Below are 22933 nucleotides of genomic sequence, written 5' to 3' on the forward strand. Positions count from 1 at the left end.
CGTGTGACTATAACATGCTTGCAGCGCTCTGGAATATCATGCCTTAAATGTTACTCTGGGGATTTAAAGATGCTGAAACCGAGTCAGGACAGATGTCACAAACGCCAATTGAGTTGAAAGGCAGCAGCTTTACCTTATCCGTGGTTCACCTGCATGACGCACAACCTGATGCAATTCAACAGGCGTTGCAGGAGAAAATCGAACAGGCTCCCGCATTTCTCAAGAATGCGCCAGTTGTCATCAATGTGTCGTCGCTGACGGCGGATGCCGACTGGGTGCAGCTTCAACGCGCCATCGCCGCTACCGGATTACGGGTGGTAGGTATCAGCGGGTGCAATGACGAGCAACTCAGACAAACCATTGCGCTAGCGGGGCTTCCATTACTGCGGGAAGGCAAGGAGCGTCGGATCACGCCGCCACCGCCGCCGGCCCCGATAAAAACTCGTGTCGTTAAAACCCCCGTCCGCTCCGGGCAGCAGATTTATGCCCGCGACAGCGACCTTATCGTTCTGAGCCAGGTCAGCGCCGGCGCAGAAATCATCGCCGACGGCAATATTCATATTTATGGCATGATGCGTGGCCGCGCACTGGCTGGCGTATCCGGCGATACCGGCAGCCAGGTTTTTTGCACCCATCTGAGCGCAGAGCTGGTTTCCATTGCAGGCCGTTACTGGCTGAGCGATCAGATACCGGAAACCTATTTCGGGAAAGCGGCGCGGCTAAGCCTCAGCCAACCGGATCTCGAATTGAATATACAACCTCTAGACTAGGCCCTGGACAAGGAATCATTTATGGCACGCATCATTGTTGTTACTTCAGGTAAAGGGGGCGTTGGCAAGACCACTTCAAGCGCGGCCATTGCTACCGGTTTAGCCCAAAAAGGCAAAAAGACGGTTGTTATCGACTTCGATATCGGCCTACGTAATCTGGATTTGATCATGGGATGCGAACGTCGGGTCGTTTACGATTTCGTCAACGTCATTCAGGAAGATGCCACGCTGAATCAGGCGTTGATCAAGGATAAGCGTACCGAAAACCTTTACATCCTGCCCGCCTCCCAAACCAGAGATAAAGATGCTCTGACCCGAGAAGGCGTAGAAAAGGTGCTTAACGGCCTGCATGGGATGGATTTCGAATTCATCATCTGTGACTCGCCGGCAGGTATCGAAACCGGCGCGCTGATGGCGCTGTACTTCGCCGACGAAGCCGTCATCACCACCAACCCGGAAGTCTCTTCCGTGCGCGATTCCGATCGCATTCTGGGGATATTGTCCTCAAAATCCCGCCGTGCCGAACAAGGTGAAGAGCCCATTAAGGAGCATCTGCTGCTGACCCGCTACAACCCGGGGCGCGTCAGCCGGGGGGATATGCTCAGTATGGAAGACGTACTGGAAATCCTGCGGGTGCCGTTGCTCGGCGTTATTCCTGAGGATCAGTCGGTACTGCGCGCATCCAACCAGGGCGAGCCGGTGATTCTGGACAAGGAAGCGGATGCCGGCAAAGCCTACGCCGATACCGTGGATCGTCTATTGGGCGAAGAGCGGCCTTTCCGCTTTATCGAGGAAGAGAAGAAGAGCTTCCTTAAACGACTTTTCGGGGGGTAAATCATGGCATTGCTCGATTTCTTTCTGTCCCGTAAAAAAACGACAGCCAATATCGCCAAGGAACGGCTGCAAATCATTGTCGCGGAACGACGTCGCGGGGACAGCGAACCCCATTACCTGCCGCAGTTAAAACGGGACATACTGGAAGTCATCTGTAAATACGTGCAGATCGACCCGGAAATGGTGAACGTTCATTTGGAGCAGAAAGGCGACGACATTTCAGTGCTGGAGTTGAATGTCACGCTGCCGGAAACGGAAGAAACGCATCCGTCGTCACCGTCAAAATAGACGCGCGTCGCCTCCCCGGCATCGGGGAGGCCTCTACGCGGCCGCTAGATATAATTAGCTAAAATCCCTTTCAGCGGCTCACCGAACAGGCGTCCTCGCCAGCCGGAAAGCAGTTCCGGCACATGGGTTTGCGGCGCCAGTTTCCAGTGCCAACTCAACAGCCGGTTAATCTGACGGCGTGACGCCAACAGTTCAGCGGACAACCCTGAACGTTCAGCCTGTTGCTGCACCAGATCTTTAATCTCGCGAAACGCTTTTTTGTATCCCGGATAATCGATCAGATTGATGACAGGTTCCGGATATTCCGCCGCATCCATCGTCTGAGTTTCCGCCACCAGCTCCAGCAACGTCTTGCCGTGATAGCGGATTTCCGGGCCGCTTAACCCCAACGCCCCCAGTTCCCCCAACGACCCCGGCAGGTACCGCGCCACCTGACCCAGATGTTCTTCACGCACAATAAAGTTGACCGCGCTGTCACGCTCCCGCGCCTTACGCAAACGCCAGTCAGCCAATTTCTGCAGACAAGCCAGATGACGCCCTTTCAGTTGCCAGGCATTGCCGATTTCACGGTAAGCCTGTTCCGGCGCCAGCACATCCTGCTTCCGCTGGCAGAGCTGCCGACACTCATCCAATGCGGCCTCCCACCATCCTGCGGACGTTGTCTCCTCGACCAGCCGGATAGCCATCGGCAGCAGGTAATAAACGTCTGCCGCCGCATACTGACACTGCTTTTCACTCAGTGGCCTGGCGAGCCAGTCGGTGCGGGATTCGCTTTTGTCCAGCGTGACCTGCATATAATCCGCCACCAGCGCGGCAAACCCGTAGGACAAGGGTTTACCCAGGAACGCGACCAGTATTTGTGTATCCACAAACGGCGTCGGCAATAGTCCGAACGCATTTAAAAAGACCTCCAGGTCTTCGCTGCCAGCGTGAAGGTATTTGGTCACGGCGGGATCCAGCAACAAATCGCAAAATGGCTGCCAGACGGTGATAGACAAAGGATCGATCAGCGACAACCGCTCTCCGTCAAACAATTGAATTAATCCCAACTGCGGATAATAGGTACGGGTACGGACAAACTCGGTATCCAGCGCCACCTGCGGCATACGACGTGCCTGCGAGCACACTTCGGACAAACCGTCATCGGTCGTGATCAACTGATAATTCAACACATTTTTCTCTTGGTTGGTTTTCCGGCGCCGGGATGACAGCCGGGAAAAAAATAGAGGGCCGCTGGGCGCCACGCCTGCTTTCATCCACGGTTAACAGGGCGCAGGCCGGCGGCCTGAATAGGGTTTGCGGCATCGTCATAACCGCCGCAGAGACGCTCACCATACCTGCCGCAGCAAAGACAAACAATAAAACACTGTCGGCAGAAACTCATGCGGCGGACGGCTGTTGCTCATTGCGCAGTTCACGACGCAGAATCTTACCGACATTGGATTTCGGCAACTCACTGCGAAATTCAAACAGACGCGGCACCTTGTACCCAGTCAGATTGCGTCGACAGTGGGCGATCAACTCCTCCACCGTTAACGAACTATCCCGACAGACGACGAACACCTTCACCGCTTCGCCGGACACGTCGCTCGGCACGCCGATGGCAGCCGCTTCGGATACCTTGGGATGCCGAGTCACAACTTCTTCAATTTCATTCGGATAAACATTAAACCCTGAGACCAGAATCATATCTTTCTTGCGATCAATGATCTTCAGAAAGCCCTGCTCATCCGCAGTAACGATATCGCCGGTCGCCAGCCACCCTTCTTTCAACACTTCCCGGGTCGCGGCCGGTTGCTGCCAATACCCTTGCATCACTTGGGGGCCGCGCACCCACAACTCGCCTGATTCGCCCGGCATCACATCCTGGCCGTTTTCGTCGACAATGCGGACATCGGTGGAAGGCACCGGCAAACCGATACTGCCGTTATAGTGTTTAAGGTCATAAGGATTCCCCGCCACCAGTGGCGAGCTCTCGGTCAGGCCGTATCCTTCCAGCAGATTGCATCCGGTCAGTTTCTCCCATCGCTCCGCCACGCTTTTCTGTACCGAGGCGCCGCCGCCAACAGACAGATGTAGGGTGGAGAAATCCAGTTGGTGAAAGGCCTCATTATTCAGCAGTGCGTTAAACAAGGTATTAACGCCGGTAATCGCGGTCACGGGGTAACGCGCCAGCGTTTTCACCATACCGGGAATATCGCGGGGGTTAGTGATCAACAGATTTTGTCCCCCCATTTCGATGAATAACAAACAATTCACCGTCAGGGCGAAAATGTGATAGAGCGGCAGCGCCGTCACCACCAGCTCCTCGCCCTCTTTTAACACCGGGCTGTAAGCCGCTCGCGCCTGCATCAGGTTGGCCAGCATATTGCGGTGGGTCAACATCGCGCCTTTGGCTATCCCTGTCGTACCGCCGGTGTATTGCAAAAACGCCAGATCGTCGCCGCGAGCATCCGGTTTAACATAGGGCAGATTGCGCCCCTGTTGCAGCGCCTGACGGAAAGAAATCGCGTGTGGCAGATGGTATTTGGGCACCAGTCGTTTGATGTATTTCACCACAAAATTGACCAGCGTCCCCCGGGCAAGCGCCAGTTGATCCCCCATCCGCGTCAGAATGACGTGTTTCACCGGCGTGTTGTACACCACCTTTTCCAGGGTATGGGCGAAATTAGAGACGATCACAATCGCGCTGGCGCCACAATCCCGAAGTTGATGTTCCAGTTCTCGCGGCGTATAGAGCGGGTTGACATTAACCACCACCAGCCCGGCACGCAGAATGCCAAACAATGCGATGGGGTACTGGAGCAGATTCGGCATCATCAACGCCACCCGATCGCCTTTTTTCAGTTTGAGCTGGTGCAAGAGATAGGCGGCAAAGGCGCGGCTACGTTCTTCCAACTGCCGGAAGGTCATCACTTCGCCCATATTGATGAAGGCGGGTCGGTCGGCGTAACGATCAACCGCATGTTCAAACAGTTCGATTAGCGAGACATGGCAATCCGGGTCGATCTCTGCGGGAACATCCGCCGGATAACGTGCTAACCAGATTTTTTCCAAAACGTCACTCCCGAGATATTTTTTAAGTGGCATGATTTCATCCCAACTCGAGTGATTTTTAACAATATTTTAACCCAGATAAGCCATGGGAAAATAAACAATCTTCAGGTTGCGAAGGCGATCACTGATTACACGGATTTTCCCGCGTGTTAACCCGCCGCCGCCCTCTGGCCGGCAAAAAATAAGGCGACTTACGTCGCCTTCGTCGCCGCGTTAAAGGCTTGCTATTCCGTTACAATCGTCTCGACATGCGCGGGAGAATACCAACCGTCCCAGTCGGGCCCCCACACGCGGCGATAACGGTGATCCCACCACGGGTCGTAAGCGCGCGGCGGCAATATCACTTGCTGAACCACATTCCAGCGCTTGTAGCCCTGAACACGAATCACGACAAACTGGTAAGGACGATCACCAATCTTACCCTGCTCAGCGCCGCTGATCGGCCCGACAACCGTGATGAGCTGATTGCTGAATTCGGTCGGTTCAAGAAACCCGTCGACATATGCCACGAAGCGCCCCTCAGAGGGCGCCCCCAGACGCGGGCGACCGATATCATCCAACGGCATACTGGCGATCTCCAGCCGCGTCCGCTTCGCCTCATTGCGGATCTCCACCACCCGCCCGCCAAACCGGGATTCCTGGCCAACATAGGCGGACGGTGAGCTCATGACCCGCACCAGATCCATCTGCGGCGTCGCCGACGTTCCACGAATCGCGTCCGGCACCGAAACACACCCCGCCAGCAGCAGCATCCCCAACAAGGCGCCGCAGCGCGTCACCGCTCGGCTCATCCTACCGACGTCTGATCTGGTGTTCCTTTTGCCGAAAAATACGCTTGTCATCGCACACCCCCTGCTCAACAACGCTGGCCCCGCATAGGGGCTCAATACGCGATTAGACTGCGGACAATACAATAAGTTGCGGTTATGCACGGCCCGGTAATTTTTTCCACGCCACCTCGTTGCGCAGATAGCGGGGTTGAGCCTGTTCCGCCGACAACCGGTTTCCGGCCTGCCACATCCGCCAGGCCAGCGGCAGCATATCCTCAGCATGCGGCAACAGCATCTCGCTGGAACTCAAAGTGATACCAGCAGAGGCAACCAGCCCCGGATACGTCTGCCAGCCGGTACCGGCCGTCGTCCACGCTCCCGACAACGCCGCCGTCTGGGTTTGTACCTGCTCGGGCGACAATACGGCTTCGCTGTCATCACCCCGCCAATCGCCCTGCGCATCGCGCTGATATTGGGCCCAGTAAACCTCGCCCATACGGGCATCTATCGCCGTCAACACGCGGGAGGCGCCGGTCAGACGATATGCGCCCTGCGCCATGGTCGCTAACGACGAAACCCCCAACATCGGCAGATCCGCCCCCAATGCCAACCCCTGGGCGATACCAATACCAATGCGTACCCCGGTAAAGCTGCCGGGGCCACGCCCAAACGCCAGCGCATCCAACTGCGCCAAAGTCAGTTCATGATCGGCCAGCACCTGCTGCACCATCGGCAGGATGCGTTGCGTATGTTCACGGGGACAGATTTCAAACAAAGAGTGGATTTCACCCTCATTCCAGAGCGCAACAGAACAGGCTTCCGTTGCGGTATCGAGCGCTAGAATTCGCGTAGACATGCCAACCTCAGGCAGGGAAAACAGTTAACGGCGCGCATCATAACAGCCGCGCCTGACCGCCGTCACGGTTTAGACGTCAGAAAATCGATGGCGCGTTGCAAATTGCGGGTACGCGGCGCGGGCGGCAAACTGGTCAAAAACACTTCGCCGTAAGGCCGAGTCACCAGCCGATTATCACAAATCACCAATACGCCGCGATCATCCACATCGCGGATCAGGCGTCCGACGCCCTGCTTCAGGGTAATGACCGCATCCGGCAATTGCACCTCGACAAAGGGATCGCCGCCCCGCAGCCGACAATCCTCCATCCGAGCTTTGAGCAACGGATCGTCCGGCGAGGTAAACGGCAACTTATCGATGATGACGCAGGACAACGCATCGCCCCGCACATCGACCCCTTCCCAGAAACTGCTGGTCGCCACCAGCAATGCGTTGCCGGCCGCCAGGAACTGCGCCAGCAGTTGCGCCTTACCGGTTTCCCCCTGTACCAGCACCGGCAACGTCAGCGAGGCGCGAAATTCCGCCGCCAATTCCCGCATCATCAGATGGGAGGTGCACAGCATAAAGCAGCGTCCCCGGTTGGTTTCAATCAGCGGTCGTAGCATCCGCGCCAGTTGCCGCGCCGCGCCGGGACGATTGGTCTCGGGCAAATGGCGCGGGACGCACAGCAATGTCTGCCGCGTGTAATCAAACGGGCTCGGCAGTAGCAGCGTACCCGTGCCCTCCAGCCCCATGCGCTCGACAAAATGATCCAACCGTTCGTTCACCGACAACGTCGCGGATGTAAAAATCCAACTGGCGGGTTTCTCTTTCATCACTTCGCGAAACCGATCGGCCACAGAAAGCGGCGTCAAGGCCAGCACAAAATGACGGGCGCTGCATTCGTACCAGTAGCTGTAACCCGGCTGCTGCACATCCAGCAGCCTTTTCAGCCGGTTACGATACTGGGCCGCGCGCTCGAATGCCGCATCCAGCAAAGTCGATCGCCCCAACGACAGTTTGACCACATCGCAGCACAGCTCCAGCGCGTCATCCAGCAGCACCAGTGCGCGCTGCATCGCCGTATCGGTGACAATGTCACGTAAATTACCGCGAAAACCAGGGTCGCCCAGCGCCAGCCGAAAGTCTTGTGTACTTTGCGCCAGCCGATCGGCGCTTTTTTGCAACTGCGCGACATCCCGCACCTCGGTGCGATAAGCGATGGTAATGTCCCGGGCCAAATCCAACAGTTGGCGGCTCGACAATTGCTGGCCGAAATATTGGCTGGCGATATCCGGTATCTGGTGGGCCTCGTCGAAAATCACCACCTCGCCTTCCGGTATCAGCTCGGCGAAACCGCTCTCCTTGACCACCATATCCGCCAAATACAAATGGTGGTTCACCACCACCACATCGGCATCCATCGCTTTACGACGCGCGTGCACCACAAAGCAGGCCTTATAATGCGGGCAGTCGCCGCCCAGACAGTTGTCGTTGGTGCTAGTAACCAACGGCCAGACCGGGCTGTCTTCCGCCACATCACCGCAGGTGCTGATATCGCCCTCTTCGGTTTCCGTCGACCAACCACGCAGCCGCACCAGATCCCGTAATTGTTCCTGCGTCAGATCGCCACCCGCTAACGACTGCTGTTCCATGCGTTCAATACACAGGTAGTTGGAGCGGCCTTTGAGCAGCGCCAGCTTGCCGGCGAATTTCAGCGCCTGCGCCACCGCGGGCAAATCCCGGCTATATAGCTGATCCTGCAGCGCCCGCGAACCGGTAGAGACGATCACCTTGCGCCCGGAACGCAGTGCCGGTGCCAGATAGGCATAGGTTTTCCCGGTGCCGGTGCCCGCTTCTACCACCAGCGGCCTCTTCCCGGCGATGGCGGAAACCACCGCATCCGCCATCAGTCGCTGCGGCTCACGCGGACGAAAACCGGTTATCGCCTGCGCCAGAGCGCCATCTTCGGCAAAATCGTCGGGGGAACTGTTTGCTGCCACGCTGCCTCACTGTTGTTTCTCAATACATCACGGCGCGTCTGCCGTCTGAGTGGAGGCCGATTATGCCAAGCCTGCCGTCGCGCGACTACTTTATTCGGGCACGCCCGATGCCCGTCCCATCGGCCGACACACTGGCGCCGGAATATGGTAACGTCTGGGTCTTTCTTTCATGGCTGCATATTTAAAGAGGTACTGCATGATGCCTATCACCCGCATCAACCCTGAAGCGCGCTGGTCAGACGCGGTTATTTACAACGGCACGCTGTATTACACCAGCGTGCCGGAGAATCTGGAGGAGGACGCCCGCGCGCAAACCGAAAACGCGCTGGCCGCCTTGGATGCGATTCTGCACCAGGCGGGCACAGACAAGAGCCGTTTGCTGGATGTGACTCTCTTTCTGGCCGATGCGGCGGATTTCGCCGCTATGAACGCCGCCTGGGATGCCTGGGTGGTGGCCGGCAGCGCGCCGGTGCGCTGCACGGTGCAGGCCACATTGATGAACCCGCGTTTCAAGGTGGAAATCAAAGCGATCGCCGCGATCGCGTAAGCGGACGGGCGGAGGCGCTATTCCTCCGCCTCCTCTTCGTCGAACCGGGCGGCGATACGCTCCCCTTGATGACTCTGGCGTAATTCCTCCGCCACCAGCGCGATCGCCTCTCCGCTGCTCATGCCTTCCGCCATCAGCTGCTGGATTCGTTCGACCGCCTGTTGTTGCTGTGCGTGCGACAGCGCCGGGATACCTGCAAACATCGTTATTTCTCCTGCAAAGCCCGGCGATTAACGCCGGGGTAATGATTTCAGCCACCCTGATTTATGGTACGCTTGCGCGCCAGAGAGCGGCCGCGACGGCAGCTGGTTCAACACACGTCACCCGGTACCCTACCGCTGAGAACCCATGCGAACTTCGATAGTCTATCACGCACTGCCTTACCAGCCGGATGCCCTGCTGCATCTTTTCGCGCCGTTGTCGCAACAGCCCTGGGCCATGCTGCTGCACTCCGGCTTTGCTGATCATCCTCATAACCGCTTCGATATTCTGGTGGCGGACCCCATCGCCACATTGCAAACGCGGGAAGGATCTACCGAGATTGCCGCCGGCGCCGAGTGCCATCAGAGTGCGGACGATCCTTTTGCGTTACTGCAACAGCAAATCGACGCGCTGGGGTTGAATGTCGCTCCACACCCGGATTACCCGTTTCAGGGTGGCGCGCTGGGGGTGTTCGGGTATGACCTCGGCCGCCGGGTGGAAACGTTACCGACGCTTGCCGAGCGGGATATTTCTCTCCCCGATATGGCGGTGGGCCTGTACGACTGGGCGCTGATCGCCGACCACCAGCGGCAACGCCTGACGCTGATTACGCATGGCGAACCATCGGCGCGTCTGGCCTGGCTTGGGGCACAGCAGGGCGCAGAAACTGCGGCGTTCCGGTTGACCAGCCGCTGGACGACCAACATGACCCGCGAAGAATACGGCGCCAAATTCCGCCGTATCCAGGACTACCTGCACGCCGGCGACTGCTATCAGGTCAACCTGACGCAGCGCTTTCAGGCACAGTATGAAGGGGATGAGTGGCAAGCGTTTTTGCAACTTTCCGCCAGTAATCGGGCACCGTTTTCCGCCTTCCTGCGCCTGCCGCACCATGCAATCGTCAGTATCTCGCCAGAACGGTTTCTATGGCTACATGACCGCCGCATCCAGACCCGCCCCATTAAGGGCACGCTGCCGCGCAAAACCGACCGCGCAGAAGACGAGCTTCAGGCCCGGCGGTTGGCGTCGTCAGAAAAAGATCGCGCTGAAAACCTGATGATCGTCGATTTGCTGCGCAACGACATTGGACGGGTCGCCGAGCCCGGCAGTGTCAGGGTTCCAGAACTGTTCGTGGTCGAGCCGTTCCCCGCCGTGCACCATCTGGTCAGCACCATCGAAGCATTACTGCCGACACGTTTTACCGCGACGGACCTGCTGCGCGCCTGTTTCCCCGGCGGGTCTATCACCGGCGCCCCCAAAATCCGGGCGATGGAAATCATTGAAGAGCTGGAACCGCAGCGTCGCAACGCCTATTGCGGCAGCATTGGTTATCTGAGCATATGCGGTACCATGGATACCAACATCACCATCAGAACGCTGGTTTCTGACCGCGGTACCCTATACTGCTGGGCCGGCGGCGGGATCGTCGCTGATAGCGATGAACAGTCCGAGTACCAGGAAACATTGGATAAAGTAGCGAAAATCCTGCCGTTACTGGATGTCTGAGCGGAAACGGCGGCAAGACGGATCCAGCGGCCTCATGGAGAAAACGCACGGATTTCCGGCAAGCCGTCAAACGCTAGATATACTTGATGAGGCGCAACCTGCGAATACCTGACGGAGCGACATCGATACCATGCTGAACGATATACTGGACACGCCGTTGCCTCTGGTTCAGGCACCGGAATATGATTTGTCCCGATTTATCACCCGTTTCCAGTTGCAGACGCTTCCCGGCTACCGTCAGTCGCATAATCAGCGTGAGGCGGCGGTGCTGGTTCCGATTATTCGCCGTCGCGATCCCAGCCTGTTGTTAACCCGCCGCTCCGCCGATTTGCGCAAACATGCCGGCCAGGTCGCGTTTCCCGGCGGCGCAGCCGACCCTGAAGACGGTTCGCTGATCGTCACGGCGCTGCGCGAGGCGCGGGAAGAAGTCGCCATTCCGCCGGAATTCGTGCAGGTGCTGGGTACGCTTGCGCCGATGGATAGCAGCAGCGGTTATCGTGTTACGCCGGTGGTCGGACTGTTGCCGGAAAGCACGCCACTGCATCCCAATCAGGCTGAGGTGGCTGAACTGTTCGAGATGCCGCTGCGGGAAGCGTTTTCCCTGCAACGTTACTACGCACTGGATATCGAACGGCGACGGCAGCCGCAGCGCGTCTATCTCTCCTGGTACCAGCAGCAGTTCGTTTGGGGCCTGACCGCCGCGATCATCCGCCAGCTGGCGCTACAGGTCGCCGAATATTGATAACCACCTTCGTCGCATCACGGCCTGCATGAATTCTTTTGTGGCATAACATAAGATTATTTCATGCGAAAATGTGAATGTGGCAGCATATCCCCCACTACAATAGCGCGTTATATCGAATTTTATTCCATATTAGCCACACCATGCTTTGCATCAATGTCAAGCTGACGTTGATGCGTTTATAGGAGTTTCAGCGTGATAAGCGTATTCGACATGTTCAAAATCGGTATTGGCCCCTCCAGTTCTCATACCGTCGGACCGATGAAAGCCGGTAAACAATTTGTCGATCAACTGCAAGAGCAGGGATTGCTTGAACGAACCGAGCGTATTTCCGTCGAGGTTTATGGCTCTCTGGCCTTGACCGGCAAGGGCCACCATACCGATATCGCCATTATCCTCGGGCTGGCGGGCAACCAGCCGGATACCGTGGATATTGACGCCATTCCCACCTTTATACGTCAGGTTACGCAATCAGAGCGCCTGACGCTGGCAGGCCATCGGGACGTTGCTTTCCCGCGCGAAGGCGGCATGGTTTTCCGTAGCGAAAACCTGCCATTACATGAAAACGGCATGACGCTGACCGCATTTGCCGACGACGGCCATCCACTCTTTCGCAACACCTATTACTCCGTTGGCGGCGGTTTCATTGTTGATGAAGCGCACTTCGGCCAAACCCAGCCCGACACCGTTAGCGTGCCGCACCCTTATCGCTCCGCCAAAGATATCCTGGAGCATTGCCGCCAGAGCGGGTTGTCGATGTCCGGGATGGTCATGTGCAACGAGCTGGCAATGCACAACCGGCAGGAGATTGAAGACTATTTTGCTGCCGTCTGGCAGACCATGCGCAGTTGTATGGATCGCGGGATGAATACCGAAGGCGTTCTTCCCGGCCCACTGCGGGTTCCTCGCCGGGCATCCTCCCTGCACCGCATGCTGGTGGCTTCCGATAAACTGTCCAAGGATCCGATGAACGTGGTCGACTGGGCCAATATGTTCGCACTGGCCGTCAGTGAAGAAAACGCGGCCGGCGGGCGTGTCGTCACCGCACCGACCAATGGCGCCTGCGGCATCGTTCCGGCCGTGCTGGCTTATTACGATCACTTTATCGAGCCGGTTAGCCCCGGTATCTATCTGCGCTATTTCATGGCTGCCGGCGCCATCGGCACGCTCTACAAAATGAATGCGTCGATTTCCGGCGCGGAAGTCGGTTGTCAGGGGGAGGTGGGCGTCGCGTGTTCGATGGCGGCGGCGGGCCTGGCTGAATTGATGGGTGCCAGCCCGGAGCAAGTGTGTATCGCCGCAGAGATCGGTATGGAGCACAACCTTGGGCTGACCTGCGATCCGGTCGCCGGCCAGGTACAGGTTCCCTGTATCGAACGCAACGCTATCGCCACCGTCAAAGCGATCAACGCATCCCGTATGGCCATGCGCCGCACATCCGAGCCGCGCGTGTCGCTGGATAAAGTGATTGAAACCATGTACGAAACCGGGAAGGACATGAACGCCAAATACCGGGAAACGTCGCGCGGTGGTCTGGCGATCAAAGTACAGTGTGATTAAAGTACCGTGTGATTAAAGTGCAGTGCGATTAATATTCTGCGCCACAAAACACCCGGTCTAGCATGCAGAAAGCCCACCATCCGGTGGGCTTTCTGCTTTCACGGCCAGCGAACAATACCCGTGCTTAACCCGGTATAGCCCTGACCGACAGTGAGATATGCAACTCAGGCGATGCTTTCATCTTCGACGACCGGAATACGCTCGATGCGCACCAACTCAATACGATAGTCGCTCGCCGCCATGACTCTGAACCGGAGACGATGGAGTTCCAATTCATCCCCCGCTTTGGGAAACTCATCGCAATGCGCCAGCAACAACCCCGCCAACGACGTATACTCCTCCTTCGGATCCACCAGATCGCTGGCATTCAACACCTGTTGTAATGAATGCAGATCCGTCCCGCCTTTCACCAGCCAACCGTCGCCATCAAGGGTAATATCCAGCGTTTCATCCTCGTCGGGAAACTCGCCGGCAATGGCTTCCAGCACATCCAGCGGCGTAATCACCCCCTGTACCACGCCAAATTCATTAGTGACCATCACCAGGCTGCCGCGCGCGCGCCGTAACACCGGCAACAGATTGATAACGTCCAGCGTTTCCGGCACCACCAGCGGCGGCGTGGCGGCAGCGAACTGCTCGACATCCGCATGAGACTCCAGCGCCACTAACAAATCCTTGGCTCTTACGACACCCACCAATTCATCCAGCGATCCCCGGCATACCGGGAATAAACTATGCGGCGTGCCCAGTAACTGCTGGCGAATCTCTTCTACGGAACGTTCGCAGTCCACCCAGGAGATATCAGTACGAGGCGTCATCACACTGCGTAATGACCGCGAAGCCAGCGTCAACACACCGCTGATCATGTAGCGCTCTTCTTCAGCAAAGGTCTCTTCCGGCCGCCGTTCCGGCACCGCTTCGTGCTGTTCATCGCGAGCCTTTCGCGTCCCCATCAGGCGCAGAATCGCCTCGGCAGTACGTTCACGCATCGGGCGCTTCGATTGATGTTTGACGAAGTTATGCCGCGCCACCTGGTTGAAAAATTCAATGACGATCGAAAAACCGATTGCCGCGTACAGGTATCCTTTGGGAATGTGGAATCCAAACCCTTCCGCCATCAGACTCAAACCAATCATCAACAGGAAGCTGAGACACAGCACCACCACCGTCGGGTGCGCATTGACAAAATTGGTCAGCGGTTTGGAAGCCAGCAGCATGATGCCCATGGCGATCACCACGGCAACCATCATGACGCCAAGATGGTTGACCATCCCCACCGCGGTAATGACTGCATCCAGCGAAAAGACCGCATCCAGTACCACGATCTGCGCCACCACGGCCCAAAAATTAGCGTGTGTACGGTTGCCGTCGGGGTCATGCGGACGGTTTTCCAGCCGTTCATGCAACTCCATCGTCGCTTTGAACAACAGAAATATCCCCCCGACTAGCAGGATCAAATCGCGCCCGGAGAAACTGAACTGCCAGACGCTAAAGAGCGGCCGGGTCAACGTCACCAGCCATGAGATCAGCGAAAGCAGGCAGAGCCGCATCAGCAGCGCCAGTGAAAGACCGATGAAACGAGCACGATCGCGCTGTTTAGCCGGCAGCTTATCGGCAAGGATGGCGATAAACACCAGGTTATCGATACCCAGTACAATTTCGAGTACCACCAGCGTCAGTAAGCCTGCCCAGATTGAGGGATCCAGCAAAAATTCCATGTCAGACTCCGGAAAATGAACGAGCAAACGCCAACAATGCATCAGCATTGCGCGGTAAGGAAAAAAGACGTTCAGCGATGAAGTATGGATGGCCGATGCGGCCCGCTGAGGCTGAAGAATAAATACCGCCGGCCAGCGCCGGGGTTAGCGATATGAATCGTCGGTGACAGTCCATGGGAAGGGCGTTCGCCCGTTACTCCTTTGCAATTAAAAGGACATTAACTCTAACAGGTAGACTAACAGTTTCACAAAATTTTTATTTCATCTTGCAGGCGTACCCGCATCTTGCTGTTACGTCGACGAATTCACACTTAAGAGCAGCTAATATGACCACCTACTATTAATTGTCGACCAGGGTCACATAATTTATTTTTTCGACACCTAAAATAAATCCCGTCATTTGCCGGCAATGTCAGTGTGTTCTGAATCGATTCGCACGCTTTCGGGCAAAGTCGCGCTTTTCGTGCCATGGAGTGAGCAGGAAAGCGCGTTAGCGCCTAAGATCATCACGGATAAAAAACATTCACCGCCTATTTATCCATAATGCGCATGCGCAGCAAGACAGTGACAACAATGAGGGAGGTAGCAAGTGAGTATAGCCATCATGTTATGCACTCACGGCTCCACAGCCGGGCCGCTGTTAAAAACAGCGGAAATGATTCTCGGAGAACAACAGAATGTTGGCTGGATTGATTTTGTTCCCGGGGAAAATGTCGAGATTTTGATGGAGAAATATCAGGCAAAGCTCGCGGAACTGGATACATCAGAAGGGGTTCTTTTTCTGGTGGATACCTGGGGCGGCAGCCCATTCAACGCGGCCAGTCGCCTGGTGAACAACAAACAAAGGTATGAAGTGGTCGCCGGCGTCAACATTCCTATGCTGGCCGAGACCTTTATGGCCCGGGATGACGATCCCGCGTTTGAAGAGTTGGTCAGCATCGCGGTAGAAGCCGGAAGAGCCGGTGTAAAAGCGCTGAAAGCCGTCGAGCCGGAAATTACGCCGGTTCGTAAACAGCCTGCGGCGCCCAAAGCCGCTCCTCCGGGGCCGGGTGGGCATATGAAAATTGGACTGGCTCGCATCGACGACCGTCTGATCCATGGGCAAGTCGCCACCCGCTGGACCAAAGAAACCAACGTTAGCCGGATTATCGTCGTCAGCGACGAAGTCGCGGCGGATACCGTGCGCAAAACTCTGCTCACCCAGGTGGCGCCGCCCGGCGTTACCGCCCATGTGGTGGATGTCGCCAAGGCCGTGCGCGTTTACAACAATCCCAAATATGCCGCTGACCGCGTCATGCTGTTATTCACTAACCCAACCGATGTGGTACGGCTGGTAGAGGATGGCGTCAAGATTACATCGGTCAATATCGGCGGTATGGCTTACCGGCAGGGGAAAACCCAGGTCAACAACGCTGTATCCATCGATGAACAAGACATCGTCGCCTTTAACAAACTCCACGACCGTGGGATCGAACTGGAAGTTCGCAAGGTTTCCACCGATACCCGGCTCAATATGATGGATTTGATCAACAAGGCCGCGCGTTAGTCTATTAGAAATGAGCGGGTTAAATGACGATTCAACGTGTCAATACGCTATTCTCACAGGAGAAATAGAATGGAGATCACTACGCTTCAAATTGTGCTGATATTTCTCGTCGCCTGTATTTCCGGCATGGGTTCTATTCTGGATGAATTTCAATTTCACCGTCCGCTGGTTGCCTGTACGCTAATCGGCTTCGTACTCGGCGATGTGAAAACCGGGGTCATCATCGGCGGTACGCTGGAAATGATCGCCCTCGGATGGATGAATATCGGCGCGGCGGTGGCCCCAGACGCCGCTCTGGCGTCCATCATATCCACTATTCTGGTCATCGCCGGCGGTCAGAGCGTCGGCGCCGGTATCGCGCTGGCCATTCCGCTGGCTGCCGCCGGGCAGGTACTGACCATCATCGTGCGAACCATCACCGTGGCGTTCCAACATGCCGCCGACAGCGCCGCCGAGCGCGGCAGCCTTTCCGCCATCAGTTGGATCCACGTTTCCGCCCTGCTGCTGCAGGCCATGCGCATTGCCATTCCAGCGGTAATCGTTGCGGTCTCGGTCGGTACCGAAGCGGTTCATGCCCTGCTTTCATCCATTCCCGACGTTGTCACCACCGGCCTGAATATCGCCGGCGGCATGATTGTCGTCGTCGGTTATGCGATGGTGATCAACATGATGCGTGCCGGCTACCTGATGCCTTTCTTCTATCTGGGCTTCGTCACCGCCGCGTTCACCAACTTCAATCTGGTCGCTCTGGGCGTTATCGGAGTTGTCATGGCAATTCTGTATATCCAGCTCAGCCCCAAATACAACAAGGCGCAAGGCGCGGCTTCCGCCGCCGCCAGCAACGACCTCGACAACGAATTGGACTGACAGGAGAGCTATCATGGTTGATACCACGCAAAAAAAACTTACTCCCAGCGACATTCGCGCTGTGTTTATTCGCTCCAACCTGTTTCAGGGGTCGTGGAACTTCGAACGTATGCAAGCGTTGGGCTTCTGTTTTTCCATGGTACCGGTCATTCGCCGCCTGTATCCGGAAAACTCGGAAGAACGCAAGCAGGCCATCAGGCGCCACCTGGAATTTTTCAACACCCAACCTTTCGTCGCAGCGCCAGTGCTGGGCGTTACCATGGCAATGGAAGAGCAACGGGCCAACGGCGCGGCGATTGACGACGGTGCCATCAACGGCCTGAAGGTCGGCCTGATGGGGCCGCTGGCAGGCGTTGGCGACCCGATATTCTGGGGAACGGCACGGCCGGTATTTGCGGCATTGGGCGCCGGCATAGCCATGAGCGGCAGCCTGCTGGGGCCGATTCTGTTTTTCGTGCTGTTCAATCTGGTACGTCTGCTGGTTCGCTACTACGGTGTGGCATATGGCTATCGCAAAGGCGCTGATATCGTTCAGGATATGGGTGGCGGGCTCCTGCAAAAACTGACTGAAGGTTCCTCGATTTTGGGGTTATTCGTCATGGGGGCGCTGGTCAACAAATGGACGCACGTCAATATCCCGCTGGTCGTTTCCCGCGTTACCACTCAGAACGGGCAAACCACTGTCACCACAGTGCAATCGATCCTTGATCAGTTGATGCCGGGTTTAGTGCCGCTCCTGCTGACATTTGGCTGTATGTGGCTACTGAGGCGCAAAATCAATGCACTCTGGCTTATCATCGGCTTTTTCGTTATCGGTATTGTCGGGTATTGGCTCGGTTTGCTCGGTTTGTAATCTCAGTAAGCATGTCGGGGAAACCCGGCATGCTTCTATCTCGTTCACCCGCCCGTTGTAAAGCATGGAGCTGACTATGAGCCTGACCGATATAACGTTGTGCGGCTGTCTGCTGCTGGCACTGGCGTATGCGGTTTATGACGAATTCATCATGGATCGCCAATATGGACACACCTGTCTGAAAGTCTTTCTGCGACGAACCAGTTATCTCGACGCCGTCATCTTCGTCGTACTCGTGGCCATTCTGATTTACAAAAACGTCACCACTCAAGGCACCCTGCTTACTACAGTCCTGTTATTTACCCTGGTCATGATGGCTATATATTTGTCGATCATTCGACAACCTAAATTGTTATTCAAAGAGCAAGGTTTTTTCTACGCAAATACCTATATTCCTTATCATCGAATAAAAGCCATGAACTTATCGGAAGATGGCATTCTTGTTATAGATCTTGAGCAACGCCGTATATTCATTGCGGTCAAAAAATTAGACGATCTTGACAAAATCTATAAATTTATCATTGAAATTCAATAGATTGAATTTTATTTCATGGCGTTAAAATATTAATAATCTATCCCTACAATAATTAAGCTATTTCCTTATCCACATTATTATTGATGCAATTTACTCCATTTGTTTCTTTTTTGTTTTAAATGAAAACAATTATCAATATCGTTGATAAATAACATGTTATTACTTGTTGTTTCATGCCTGAATAATATGATAAGGTTGCGCAGTCATTGGGGAGTAGCCAATTCCTGACGCAGTTTCAGGAATGTTCGTATCAACATACTCGTTTGCAAAAACGTGGTGCGAACGGCCAGAAAGGCAGGCGAGACCATAGACACATGATCCATCGTCTGGTTGGGGGTGGGTTGTGTGGATATGGATAACCGCCCCAGCCGAGGCTATTTACAATGAATTTGTCAGCAACTCTCATCCTTGCTTTTGGCATGTCTATGGATGCCTTTGCCGCATCCATAGGAAAAGGTGCCGCACTACACAAACCTCGTTTTAGCGAAGCGCTAAGAACCGGGCTGATTTTTGGCCTCATCGAGGCGATTACCCCACTTGTTGGTTGGGCGCTTGGCTTCTATGCCAGCCAGTTCATTATTGAATGGGATCATTGGGTGGCATTTAGTCTGCTATTGATTCTTGGCGGCAGAATGATCATGGAAGGCCTGAAAGGTGAAACCGACTGCCACTGCGAAAAAATCAGCAAACACAGCCTGGTTACTCTGGTTTGTACCGCAATAGCGACCAGTCTAGATGCCATGGCGATCGGCGTCGGTCTGGCTTTCCTGCAAGTCAATATACTCCACACCGCCATGATGATTGGCAGTGCCACCATGATCATGGTGACGCTCGGCATGATGATTGGCCGCTATATCGGCCCTATCCTCGGTAAAAAAGCCGAAATTGTCGGGGGACTGGTACTGATTGGCATTGGCTGTAACATTCTCTACGAACATCTGGGCAGTCTGGCCTAATGCGTATAACAATGGGCAACCCACGGTTGCCCATTTATTTCGCTATTATGCTTCGCGTCGGTGCAGACGTATCAGGAAATCCGTTTCACAAGCAAATACCGGCTCCGAACGCAGCGTTGCTTTAACCTCCTCGCTGGCGCGCCAGGCAAAAGGCGTCATTTGCAATAAATCTGCAGCCTCTCTCCCTGTCAGTTGCATTGAATAGGCAAATTTCACACATTGCTCCAACCGAAACCCTGAAAACACTTCATCAATATCGGGATGTAATCTAACTTCTGGGTATATACGGGCCTTAAGCGCCATTAAATGCCGTGGCCCTGGTGATACCGTCAGCAAGACACCACCAGGCTTGATCACCCGAGCTAATTCATCGCTGTTACAGGGAGCATAAATCTTTAATACTGCATCCAATCCGCAGGACTGAAATGGCAAGCGCTGACTGGATGCGACGCAAAACATAACTTGCCGATAACGTCTAGCCGCACGCTGGATCGCGGCCTTGGAAACGTCAAGCCCATAAACCTGAATGCCTCTGTTCGTCAACGCATCAGCCAATGCCGCCGTGTAATACCCTTCCCCGCATCCGATATCCAGCAAACTACCGGGCAACGTTAAACACCCATCAAACAGACGGGTGACATTTGCCTGCAACGGCTGGTAATGTCCGGCATCCAGAAAGGAGCGCCTGGCCTGCATCATTTCAGCGCTGTCGCCGGGCTGTTTAGAGCGTTTGAACTGCACAGGCAGCAAGTTGACATACCCTTCCCGGGCACAGTCGAAGTGATGTTGGCCGCACGACCAGCGTCCAGAATCATGCTGCAACGGACGGTGACACAACGGGCATTGATACGGAAAAAAAGGAGTTTGCATACAGAACCGACAACCGGAAGGTGTAAATCAACAAAGCAAAAAACCCGCGCCAGGCGGGTTTTAGTCTATAAACTGACAGTTACAGTGCGGTAACGTTAACCGCAGACGGGCCTTTCTGTCCGTCCTGAATTTCAAACTCAACGTTCTGGCCTTCTGCCAACGTTTTGAAACCAGTGCCTTGAATTGCAGAGAAGTGCACAAACACATCTTTGCTGCCGTCAGCCGGAGTAATGAAACCGAAGCCTTTGGACTCGTTGAACCACTTAACCTGACCTTTAATCTTTGCCATTTCAAAATTTCCTTTAATAGTTAAACCGCACAGGTGCGTTATACAGAAAAACCAGAGTCGTTACTGATTGAGGCACGAAAATAAGGATCGGCAGAGAAGTGGTATTCAACGCTAACGTTTGTACTCAATACTTCTTTACTGAAAATGCCATTCATATACAGAACTGTACCTCGTTTTTACCAAAAAGGTTTATTACACACTCTGTTATCATTGGCAAGCCATTTTTTTACAGTGATGGACATGCCGCACAAATTAGGGACTTTAATGTATCAGTTAATATGTCAACCGGCTCAGGGCTGCTATATTGACATACCAGAAGTATTCCCTATGACACTCCCAACGGTTTGATTATGTGCACGATATGATAATTACGCAAGGTGCGGCGCCTAATTAATACGGCGGCATCCATCACTATAACAAAACAATATTGCCCGCATGTTTCCCATCTCTTCATGATAGAGACAGTTTCGGTAATCGTGTTCTCACACAGTTGGCAAAAAATGTAAAAAACATAAGAAAAAAACTTTATATACAACAAGATGCACACACCGATTTCTGATGGTGATTATCTAAATATACAATAATGATGAAACAAAGGTGATATATAAATTTCATCTTATAAAGATGTTTGTATTATTTTTTGCAAAAAATGATTTGTTAACATTCATTCTGTACACACAGCGCCGAATTGTTAAAAAACGCCAAGTCAAAGATTGCACCTTCCCACCAAACTGCATACTTTCCACTCTATTTAAGTCAGTGATAGGGATCATAATTCTGCGAGCGCCCTCAGGATGAATTGATGGGCATTTACATGAAAAAATGTATTACTATGCCGAATTCATGCAATCACCCTTCTATTACGTTTTGTCCAACGATTATTTTATGAGATTAATGTCTCATTCATTTTCCTTCATGCATTTTTAACGCGCGAAACTAATCCCCCGATAAGATCCAGATCAAAAACAGCGAAGACCAAGTATCCATCTGATTTTCTTTTATATCAAATCGACCGCATACCCTTCAGACATTGCAGGGATTTCTGAACCCGCGACAATATTTTGAACATCTGTCGTGACAAGCACAGTAATTAAGCGTTATTGTCATCCCGTCAGTTTCTTTATCACACCGTTATAGCCGGTCACTCAGACCATTTTTCAGAGAAAGGCCGCAGCGTAATACGTATCTTTCTCCCTTCGTTTCGATGGGGATGACCAACACCATCGGCTGTGCGCCAGATTCATTTTTTATACTGCATAATTCATTAACGTAATGATCTATCAGATTGCATCAACGGGAGGTGCCCTATGTGGCAAACGATCGCACAACTACTGGAAGAACATCTGGGGCCGGGTGAGATTCAGGAACGTAGAGAGTTGCCCGGAGGCGAAATCCACTCTGCATGGTTTATTCGCTATGGTGAACACGATGTGTTCATCAAGAGTGATTCCCGGGAATTGTTGACCAAATTCCGGGCTGAAGCGGAACAGCTTGAACTGCTGGCCAAAAGCAAAACCGTACAGATCCCGGCCGTTTACGGTGTGGGTTGTACCCGCGACTACAGCTTCCTCTTATTGCAATATCTCTCGACCAAACCATTGGATGCCCACAGCGCCTGGTGCCTTGGGCAACATCTGGCCAAGCTTCACCAATGGAGTGACCAGCCGCAATTCGGCCTCGATTTTGACAATGATCTGTCAACCACGCCGCAACCTAATGCCTGGCAACGGCGTTGGTCCACATTTTTTGCCGAGCAGCGCATTGGCTGGCAACTGCAACTGGCGGCGGAAAAAGGCCTGAGTTTTGGCGACATCGGTATGTTGATCGCTACAGTCGAACAGCGATTGGCTAGCCATCAACCCCAACCAGCGCTACTGCATGGTGATTTATGGTCAGGAAATTGGGTCAATACGTCCGAGGGATGTTATTTATTCGATCCTGCGTGTTACTGGGGGGACAGAGAATGCGATCTGGCTATGCTGCCCTTGTACCCGGATCTACCGAAGCAAATTTATGACGGCTACCAAAGCGTATGGCCTCTGGATAAAGGCTTTGTGGAACGTCAACCCATTTACCAGCTTTACTATTTACTCAATCGCGCCAACTTGTTTGGCGGCAAACACGTTGTTGCCGCACAGCAAGCCATCGAGTCAGCGCTATTAGAATGAAAACGCACGGAGTGAAAA

Annotated in this window: 23 protein-coding genes and 1 riboswitch; of the genes, 13 read left to right on the forward strand and 10 right to left on the reverse strand. The window is 54.3% G+C overall.

Annotated features, from left to right (window positions below):
* Window positions 1-92 precede the first annotated feature (92 nt).
* From minC to minE, 3 genes are read left to right on the forward strand one after another with little or no spacing between them, the layout of a single operon-like run.
* Window positions 93-770 (forward strand): septum site-determining protein MinC, encoded by a 678-nt coding sequence (gene minC, locus DPA2511_RS10310; RefSeq protein ID WP_015853705.1) that lies wholly within the window; start codon window positions 93-95, stop codon window positions 768-770.
* A 21-nt stretch (window positions 771-791) separates the two neighbouring features.
* The gene (gene minD / locus DPA2511_RS10315) at window positions 792-1604 is read left to right on the forward strand and encodes a septum site-determining protein MinD (RefSeq protein ID WP_015853706.1); all 813 of its coding nucleotides are present in this window, start codon (window positions 792-794) and stop codon (window positions 1602-1604) included.
* Between the two features lie 3 nt (window positions 1605-1607).
* Entirely contained in the window at window positions 1608-1892 is a 285-nt protein-coding gene (gene minE, locus DPA2511_RS10320) for a cell division topological specificity factor MinE (RefSeq protein WP_015853707.1), read from the forward strand.
* Window positions 1893-1936: 44 nt separating this feature from the next.
* On the opposite strand, the gene rnd is transcribed toward minE, so the two are convergent.
* The 5 genes from rnd to DPA2511_RS10345 all read right to left on the reverse strand — a co-directional run bounded on the left by rnd (window position 1937) and on the right by DPA2511_RS10345 (window position 8557).
* Window positions 1937-3061 carry a ribonuclease D gene (gene rnd, locus DPA2511_RS10325; protein ID WP_023638302.1) on the reverse strand — a complete coding sequence of 375 codons (1125 nt, stop codon included), beginning with the start codon at window positions 3059-3061 and terminating at the stop codon, window positions 1937-1939.
* Between the two features lie 211 nt (window positions 3062-3272).
* Window positions 3273-4949, reverse strand: coding sequence for a long-chain-fatty-acid--CoA ligase FadD (fadD, locus tag DPA2511_RS10330; RefSeq protein ID WP_026595171.1), 1677 nt, complete (start codon window positions 4947-4949; stop codon window positions 3273-3275).
* 224 nt (window positions 4950-5173) lie between these two features.
* Window positions 5174-5740 carry a Slp family lipoprotein gene (locus DPA2511_RS10335; protein WP_026595172.1) on the reverse strand — a complete coding sequence of 189 codons (567 nt, stop codon included), beginning with the start codon at window positions 5738-5740 and terminating at the stop codon, window positions 5174-5176.
* Between the two features lie 133 nt (window positions 5741-5873).
* Entirely contained in the window at window positions 5874-6575 is a 702-nt protein-coding gene (gene tsaB, locus DPA2511_RS10340) for a tRNA (adenosine(37)-N6)-threonylcarbamoyltransferase complex dimerization subunit type 1 TsaB (protein WP_015853711.1), read from the reverse strand.
* 62 nt (window positions 6576-6637) lie between these two features.
* The gene (locus DPA2511_RS10345) at window positions 6638-8557 is read right to left on the reverse strand and encodes an ATP-dependent DNA helicase (protein ID WP_015853712.1); all 1920 of its coding nucleotides are present in this window, start codon (window positions 8555-8557) and stop codon (window positions 6638-6640) included.
* Window positions 8558-8756: 199 nt separating this feature from the next.
* Between DPA2511_RS10345 and DPA2511_RS10350 the strand changes: the two genes are divergently transcribed.
* On the forward strand, window positions 8757-9104 hold the full coding sequence (locus DPA2511_RS10350) for a Rid family hydrolase (protein ID WP_023638303.1): 348 nt from the start codon (window positions 8757-8759) through the stop codon (window positions 9102-9104).
* Window positions 9105-9121: 17 nt separating this feature from the next.
* Here DPA2511_RS10350 and DPA2511_RS10355 read toward each other — a convergent pair whose 3' ends face one another.
* The gene (locus DPA2511_RS10355) at window positions 9122-9307 is read right to left on the reverse strand and encodes a YoaH family protein (protein WP_015853715.1); all 186 of its coding nucleotides are present in this window, start codon (window positions 9305-9307) and stop codon (window positions 9122-9124) included.
* Between the two features lie 145 nt (window positions 9308-9452).
* Here DPA2511_RS10355 and pabB point away from each other — a divergent pair, with 145 nt between their 5' ends.
* From pabB to DPA2511_RS10370, 3 genes are all read left to right on the forward strand, one after another.
* A complete protein-coding gene (gene pabB, locus DPA2511_RS10360) occupies window positions 9453-10811 on the forward strand; it encodes an aminodeoxychorismate synthase component 1 (protein WP_015853716.1) in 1359 nt (452 codons plus the stop codon).
* A gap of 130 nt (window positions 10812-10941) precedes the next feature.
* Complete coding sequence (locus tag DPA2511_RS10365; RefSeq protein ID WP_015853717.1) at window positions 10942-11553, forward strand: CoA pyrophosphatase; 612 nt, start codon at window positions 10942-10944, stop codon at window positions 11551-11553.
* A 195-nt stretch (window positions 11554-11748) separates the two neighbouring features.
* Window positions 11749-13113, forward strand: coding sequence for an L-serine ammonia-lyase (locus DPA2511_RS10370; protein ID WP_015853718.1), 1365 nt, complete (start codon window positions 11749-11751; stop codon window positions 13111-13113).
* Between the two features lie 164 nt (window positions 13114-13277).
* On the opposite strand, the gene DPA2511_RS10375 is transcribed toward DPA2511_RS10370, so the two are convergent.
* A complete protein-coding gene (locus tag DPA2511_RS10375) occupies window positions 13278-14831 on the reverse strand; it encodes a TerC family protein (RefSeq protein WP_015853719.1) in 1554 nt (517 codons plus the stop codon).
* Window positions 14832-15420: 589 nt separating this feature from the next.
* Between DPA2511_RS10375 and manX the strand changes: the two genes are divergently transcribed.
* The 5 genes from manX to mntP all read left to right on the forward strand — a co-directional run bounded on the left by manX (window position 15421) and on the right by mntP (window position 19588).
* Window positions 15421-16377 carry a PTS mannose transporter subunit IIAB gene (gene manX, locus DPA2511_RS10385; protein WP_023638305.1) on the forward strand — a complete coding sequence of 319 codons (957 nt, stop codon included), beginning with the start codon at window positions 15421-15423 and terminating at the stop codon, window positions 16375-16377.
* 69 nt (window positions 16378-16446) lie between these two features.
* The gene (locus tag DPA2511_RS10390) at window positions 16447-17244 is read left to right on the forward strand and encodes a PTS mannose/fructose/sorbose transporter subunit IIC (protein WP_015853721.1); all 798 of its coding nucleotides are present in this window, start codon (window positions 16447-16449) and stop codon (window positions 17242-17244) included.
* A 13-nt stretch (window positions 17245-17257) separates the two neighbouring features.
* On the forward strand, window positions 17258-18097 hold the full coding sequence (locus DPA2511_RS10395; protein WP_015853722.1) for a PTS mannose transporter subunit IID: 840 nt from the start codon (window positions 17258-17260) through the stop codon (window positions 18095-18097).
* A gap of 76 nt (window positions 18098-18173) precedes the next feature.
* The gene (locus tag DPA2511_RS10400) at window positions 18174-18632 is read left to right on the forward strand and encodes a DUF986 family protein (RefSeq protein WP_015853723.1); all 459 of its coding nucleotides are present in this window, start codon (window positions 18174-18176) and stop codon (window positions 18630-18632) included.
* A 196-nt stretch (window positions 18633-18828) separates the two neighbouring features.
* Window positions 18829-19001, forward strand: a riboswitch (yybP-ykoY riboswitch).
* Between the two features lie 14 nt (window positions 19002-19015).
* On the forward strand, window positions 19016-19588 hold the full coding sequence (gene mntP / locus DPA2511_RS10405) for a manganese efflux pump MntP (RefSeq protein ID WP_015853724.1): 573 nt from the start codon (window positions 19016-19018) through the stop codon (window positions 19586-19588).
* A 45-nt stretch (window positions 19589-19633) separates the two neighbouring features.
* Here mntP and rlmA read toward each other — a convergent pair whose 3' ends face one another.
* From rlmA to DPA2511_RS22810, 3 genes are all read right to left on the reverse strand, one after another.
* Window positions 19634-20458 carry a 23S rRNA (guanine(745)-N(1))-methyltransferase gene (gene rlmA / locus DPA2511_RS10410; protein WP_015853725.1) on the reverse strand — a complete coding sequence of 275 codons (825 nt, stop codon included), beginning with the start codon at window positions 20456-20458 and terminating at the stop codon, window positions 19634-19636.
* A 79-nt stretch (window positions 20459-20537) separates the two neighbouring features.
* Entirely contained in the window at window positions 20538-20747 is a 210-nt protein-coding gene (gene cspE, locus DPA2511_RS10415) for a transcription antiterminator/RNA stability regulator CspE (RefSeq protein ID WP_015853726.1), read from the reverse strand.
* Between the two features lie 38 nt (window positions 20748-20785).
* Window positions 20786-20902, reverse strand: a complete 117-nt coding sequence (locus DPA2511_RS22810) for a DUF2627 domain-containing protein (protein ID WP_071597672.1) — start codon at window positions 20900-20902, stop codon at window positions 20786-20788.
* 1152 nt (window positions 20903-22054) lie between these two features.
* Here DPA2511_RS22810 and DPA2511_RS10420 point away from each other — a divergent pair.
* Complete coding sequence (locus DPA2511_RS10420; protein ID WP_015853727.1) at window positions 22055-22915, forward strand: fructosamine kinase family protein; 861 nt, start codon at window positions 22055-22057, stop codon at window positions 22913-22915.
* Window positions 22916-22933: the final 18 nt, after the last annotated feature.

Source organism: Musicola paradisiaca NCPPB 2511, from assembly GCF_000400505.1.
Lineage (GTDB): Bacteria > Pseudomonadota > Gammaproteobacteria > Enterobacterales > Enterobacteriaceae > Musicola > Musicola paradisiaca.